Below are 5,667 nucleotides of genomic sequence, written 5' to 3'. Positions count from 1 at the left end.
CTCATGGAAGGCGTGGGCGAGGCTCGCCTCACGAAAGCAGACCCGTATGGCGCCCTTGTCCCGCTTCACCGAGACGGCGCGGTACGTGATCTTCCAGCGCTCGAGCCAAGCGTCCATCTCCTCGAGCCTGCAGAGGAAATCGTCACCCTCGGCAACGACCAGGACCTGATGTCGCCAGGGCCTTATGGCCGGTTCACCACCCTCAACCATCGCGTCACCCTCAACCCGGTCGCAATTCGGCCATACCCGCCGTTCTTCGCGGTCAATGGTCCATCCTACATCCGCCAAACTGACATTTCGCTGACAGGACCTGTCAGCTTCGCGCGCGAGGGCTGCTGATAGACAGCGCCACTCCCAAGCGGGGCCGAACCTCGCCCGCTTGATCGTGACGAGACGGCGGAGGACGGACTCGCCCAGATCCGAGCATCAGCGTCCGCCCGCCAAGAAAAGTCCGTGGGCTCCTAGGGGCATTTCCACCAATTCGGAGCAGGATCATGGCCAATATCGACGGCACAACGGGAGACGACACGCTCTTCGGAACGGAAGACGCCGACCTCATCCGTGGTTTGGCGGGCGCCGATTTCATCCTCGGCTTCGGCGGCAATGATACGCTCGACGGCGGCGGCGGTGACGATCAGCTGGCCGGCGGAGGCGGCGCCGACGTGCTGCAGGGCGGCGCCGGCAATGACACGCTGGCGGGCGACTCCAATTTCGAGATCGCAGGCGCCGACATGCTGACCGGAGGCGGCGGCAATGACCGGTTCGAATGGGACCCGTTCGGCGGAACCTCGACCGCGGCCCTGACCGATATCGTCACCGATTTCCAGGGCGCCGGAAACGCCATTGGCGACACGCTGGAGTTCGACGCCTTCAGCCCCGCGACGCGTTTCAGCTTCGGCGGGCAGCTCAACGCCATGCCCACGCTCGGCAGCGCGATCGGGACCAGCGGCGATGGGCTGGCGGCCATCTCCTATGCGTTCAACGGCGGCAACACCTTTGTGCTCGCCGACAGCAACGACAATGGCAGCTATGACGCGGGCGATCTCACGATCCGCCTCAACGGCCAGCYCAATCTCGTCCAGTCGGATTTCGGCAGCACGCGTTTTGTGATCGCCGGCGGCAATGGCGCGGATACGCTGAACGGCACCCAGGGGAACGACACGATCCTGGGGCTTGGCGGCAACGACACGATTAATGGCCGCGGCGGCGACGATAACATCGAAGGTGGCAACGGCGCTGACACGCTGACGGGCGGGGACGGCAACGATTTCATCCAGGGCGGCAATGGCGCCGACACGATCAATGGCGGCGAAGGCCGCGACTTCCTGACAGGCGATGCCGGCAATGACACGATCGATGGCGGCGCGGATGATGACGGCGGGCTGGCGGGTGGCGACGGCAACGATACGGTGTCCGGCGGTGCCGGCGACGACAATGTCGACGGCGATGATGGGGCCGACACGCTTTCGGGCGGCATCGGCGACGACGACATGTTCGGCGGCGACGGCGCCGATGCGATGTTCGGGGACGCCGGCGCCGACGAATTGTTCGGTGGCCGGGGCAGCGATCAGTTGAGCGGTGGCGCGGGCGCCGACGAGCTGGAAGGCGAAGAAGGCGCCGACCGGATCGAGGGCGGCGGCGGCAACGACCAGTTCAACTTCAACGCCGGCGCCTTCCAGCCCGATTCGAGCTTCTCGGTGCGCGATTTCGTTGCCGATTTCCAGCGTGCCGGACTGGCCGACGGCGATGTGCTCCAGCTCTCCGGCGGCGATTTCGCCTGGGTCGGCCAGATCGAGGCCAATCCACGGATCGGAGCGGCCCTGCCGGGCGGCGGCGATGAGCTGACGCAGCTGGGTTATATCCAGCGTGCCGGCAATACGTTCCTGGTGGCCGACACCAATGATGACGGCCTGCTCGATGCCGATGATTTCACGGTCGAGTTTGCCGGCCTGCAGAGCTTCACGACCGGCGATTTCACCAACACCGACTTCGTCATCGCCGGCACGAATGGCGATGATGTCATTACTGGCACGCGGGACGATGACCGGATCTTCGCCGCTGGCGGCAATGACCAGGTCACCGGGCTTGGCGGCAGCGACGAGATCCATGGCGGCGCCGGCGACGATATCCTCGATGGCGGCCCGGGCGGCTTCGACAATCTGTTCGGCGAGGCGGGCAACGACCGGTTGACGCTCGCGACCAGTGACGGCGGCGGCGTCGCCTCGGGCGGCGAGGGCGACGACGTCCTCTTCGGCAGCGACAGCTCCTTCAGCAATTTCGACAACAGCCTGCAGGGCGATGCCGGCAATGACGAACTGCATGCCGGCGCGGTCGGCTCGGGCATGAACGGGGGAGGTGGCTCCGATCGGCTGGTCAGCGGTGTGGCCGACGACCAGATGGAGGCCGGCCGCGACGAGTTCGGCTTCGATCTCGACAATGCACAGGACCTCTTCGTCTACAGCGGAACCGGGCGCTGGAGCACGGAGGGCAGTTTCTTCGGCGACACGGTCTCCGGCTTCCAGGACGGCTCGGACCTGTTCGACCTGCGCGGCAGCGGCCTGCAATTCGCCGACCTCTCGATCGTCAACGAGGATTTCCAGACGACGATCACCTCGGAGCGCGGGCAGATCACGCTCTTCGAGAGCTTTGGGCAGGAGGTTTTTCTCGACCAGGATGATTTTCTGTTCGGCCCGGCGCCCGCGCCGTTCTCGACCGATCCGCTGTTTATCTAAGGCATCGGCCCGAAAAGTGGTTTCCGGTTTTCGGGCCAGCCGATGCCGGCAGCAAAGGTTCATCGGCCCGAAAAGTGGTTTCCGGTTTTCGGGCCAGCCGATGCCGGCAGCAAAGGTTCATCGGCCCGAAAAGTGGTTTCCGGTTTTCGGGACAGCCGATGCCGGCAGCAAAGGTTCATCGGCCCGAAAAGTGGTTTCCGGTTTTCGGGACAGCCGATGCTGGCACGGGAAGTCCGATGGCCTGGCAGGTTCGGACACAGACGGACTGACGCAGAAGGGAGCGCGCTGCGGGGCGCTCCCTGTTTTTCGACGGTGTTCCTTCCAACCAGAGACCCGGCTGCGAGTGCACTCATCAAAAATACTTGATAATAATCGTATATGGTGATAATATCACCATATGAAATCATATCAATGCCGAATGGCCCGTGCGGCCCTGAACTGGAGCATGCCCGAGCTGGCGCAGAAGGCCGGTGTCGGCGTCAATACCGTCAACCGTTTCGAGGCGGGCCAGGATGCAAGGATGAGCAGCGTCGAGAAGATGCAGGCCGCCTTGTCCGAAGCCGGCGTCATCTTCATCGCCGAGAATGGCGAGGGGGCCGGCGTGCGGCTGCGGAAGGGCTTTGTGCCCACAACTGTCCCGACAGCGTCACATGCCTCGCTCAAGGTCAGCGCCAGCACGGTGCGGGCCCGCGCCGCACGCGCGGCGGACCACGCCATGAGCGAGATGGACGCAAGCACGGCAGAGAAGACGGAACGCCGCGAGCGATTGACCAACGAGCCTGACGTCGTCAGGAAAGCCCGCAGCAAGAGCAGGGACGCATCATGAACCACGACAGACCGCGCCGGCCGACCAGCGCCCGCGACCAGGCCGAAGCCCTGTTCAAGCCGGCCGCACCGAAAGCGCCACCCGTGATCGAGAAGCGGCCGGCGCTTCCCGGCGCCAAGGAGATGGTGACGCTGCGGATCGACCACGATGTCCTCGATCATTTCCAGAGCGGCGGACCAGGCTGGCAGGACCGCGTCAACGACGCGCTGCGCCAGGCGGCGGGCCTCGTCGGCGATGACACGCTGAAGCCCGAGGATCTCAACTCGTCGAATGACGGCTGAGACGAGCGGCGACGGGCCGCGCCGCTCGAGCATGCTGCGAAAAAGCGGCAACGGTCTTTCGCACTGAGCATGCCCTGAACCATTGGTGTCGATCATGATTTCTGCATTTTGACGATTTCGTCCAAATGCGGCGTGATCTAACGATCTGTGATTGCATCGGCTTTCCCGAAAACCGCAATCCACTTTTCGGGCCGATGCTTTAGGTCTTGTTCTTGAGACCGTGCAGGCGGATGATTTCGGCGCGAAGCTTGGCCACCGCCGCCTCGCCGCGGACGCCCTTGATGCCGCGCTCTTCGCGATCGGTCGAGCCGGGAACGCCATCGAGGAAGGTGTTGCGCTTCGCGGTCGGCATCGCCAGCAGATAGGCGATCTCACATTCGTGCCGCCACTCTTCCGACGAGGTCGAGACTTCGCGCCCGGCGAGATGGGACCAGGCGAAGGAAGGGGCAGGGGCAGACAAGGCGAATCTCCTGAAGTGACAGAGTAGCCTTTGTCATTCCCGTAGCGCCGTGACGAGCCGAACGTCGCGGCATCCTCACATGTTTCTTTCCAACTGCCGGTTCAGCGGCCGCATCCGCATTCGGTTCGCCACCGCGATGGAAACCTGGAATCCCGAGCCCGACCTGGGCTCATGATGTCTGGCGCTGCGGCTGTTTCCTGTTCGCACGTCGCTCGCTATTACGGCGCCTCGCGCCTGTCCCCTGCCAGCCGCCGAGCATGTCGAAGACCTCCAGCCCATCCCATGCTTCGTCCTCCTGCGCGCGGCGTTTCGCCAGCGTCACGAGCGCCCAGGCCTTGCGTAGGACCCGGCCCAGAGCGGAAGGCTGCGTCGGCGCGGAATGCGCCCCCGGCGCTCCGCCATCTTGCGGTCTCTGCATGAAATCGTCGCGCCCCACCCGGTGCTTCTTGCTTGGGCCTTCTTGCCGAAGGCCGGCTTTGATTGTCTTCGGGCAGATCGTCGCGATTTCCAGGGCCAGCCGGAAGGTTTCAGATCTCATCCGCAACGCTCGATCCGCGGTATCGATCGCGCTGTCACGGCCCCGAACCGCGAGGAGCCGCGCATTGGGACGTCCAGTCATCAAGATGAGATCGGCGGGCAAGGTGCGGCGTCGCCCGCTCCTGTAGAGATTGAGGGCAGTTCGACGCCGGGAGGCCAGGGGGGCGCCGCTGATGGGAGTTCAGACCCAGAATCGCCGGTTCAGACGCGCGATGAGCGCTCTCGTCCTGCTCCCACCCACGCTCGGGTGCGAGCGGAGGCGAGCCAGGCCTCGGCCGTCGACCCCCCGGCTGCGATATCCTGCTCCGCCCAGGTCAGATATGCCAGATTGCCATGGGCGTGCAGGCTCGAGGCCTGAGCCGCGCTTGGGCTCATGCCATAGCGCTTCCGGAACGCACGGCTGAAATGGGCCTCGCTGCGAAATCCGTGCTGATGCGCGATCGCCGATATCTTCAGCCTTCCCGCAGACCTGATCATCACCTGCAGGCTGGCGCTCAGCCGGATCCCGACCAGCCAGCGCCGCACGCCGCCATGGGCCTCGAACGACCGGAACAGTTTCGAGCGCGAGACGCCCAGCGCGGCCATCAGGTCGTCTGGGCCGAAATCCGGGTCGGACAGCCTGCCTCGGGCCAGCCGATGAGCGCGATCGAAGAGCGGGACATCCTCGCGTTCCTTTCTCGGCCCGCCGGAGGGAAGGGCGGTTGCGGCAAAGCGCAGGATGCCGTCGACGGCCGACTGCGCCTGGTCGACGCTGAGCCCGTCGATATGCTCCACCAAGGCCCGGATCAGGGTGCCGAGAGCTCCACCAAGGCCCGGATCAGGGTGCCGAGA

Annotated in this window: 7 protein-coding genes; 3 read left to right on the top strand and 4 right to left on the bottom strand. The window is 64.9% G+C overall.

What is annotated here, in order from left to right:
• Positions 1-210 (bottom strand): hypothetical protein (locus tag AC1D34_RS33455; RefSeq protein WP_476826557.1); only part of this gene is annotated, 210 nt, incomplete at its 3' end.
• Positions 211-494: 284 nt separating this feature from the next.
• Between AC1D34_RS33455 and AC1D34_RS33450 the strand changes: the two genes are divergently transcribed.
• From AC1D34_RS33450 to AC1D34_RS33440, 3 genes are all read left to right on the top strand, one after another.
• Positions 495-2,732 (top strand): calcium-binding protein, encoded by a 2,238-nt coding sequence (locus AC1D34_RS33450; RefSeq protein WP_476826556.1) that lies wholly within the window; start codon positions 495-497, stop codon positions 2,730-2,732.
• A 418-nt stretch (positions 2,733-3,150) separates the two neighbouring features.
• Positions 3,151-3,558, top strand: a complete 408-nt coding sequence (locus tag AC1D34_RS33445; RefSeq protein ID WP_441506889.1) for a helix-turn-helix domain-containing protein — start codon at positions 3,151-3,153, stop codon at positions 3,556-3,558.
• Positions 3,555-3,839, top strand: a complete 285-nt coding sequence (locus tag AC1D34_RS33440) for a BrnA antitoxin family protein (RefSeq protein ID WP_476826555.1) — start codon at positions 3,555-3,557, stop codon at positions 3,837-3,839. The genes AC1D34_RS33445 and AC1D34_RS33440 overlap by 4 nt, the downstream gene beginning before the upstream one ends.
• 199 nt (positions 3,840-4,038) lie before the next feature.
• Here AC1D34_RS33440 and AC1D34_RS33435 read toward each other — a convergent pair whose 3' ends face one another.
• The 3 genes from AC1D34_RS33435 to AC1D34_RS33425 all read right to left on the bottom strand — a co-directional run.
• Complete coding sequence (locus AC1D34_RS33435) at positions 4,039-4,299, bottom strand: DUF7696 family protein (RefSeq protein ID WP_113518572.1); 261 nt, start codon at positions 4,297-4,299, stop codon at positions 4,039-4,041.
• A gap of 169 nt (positions 4,300-4,468) precedes the next feature.
• Positions 4,469-4,939 (bottom strand): hypothetical protein, encoded by a 471-nt coding sequence (locus AC1D34_RS33430; RefSeq protein ID WP_441506887.1) that lies wholly within the window; start codon positions 4,937-4,939, stop codon positions 4,469-4,471.
• Between the two features lie 98 nt (positions 4,940-5,037).
• Positions 5,038-5,667, bottom strand: a 630-nt coding sequence (locus AC1D34_RS33425) for a helix-turn-helix transcriptional regulator (RefSeq protein ID WP_476826554.1), incomplete at its 5' end; no start/stop codon positions are given.

This window comes from Allobosea sp. P1_A7 (assembly GCF_056406775.1).
Note: the sequence above shows the minus strand (reverse complement) of the source record. Positions and strands in the feature narration are given on the sequence as shown.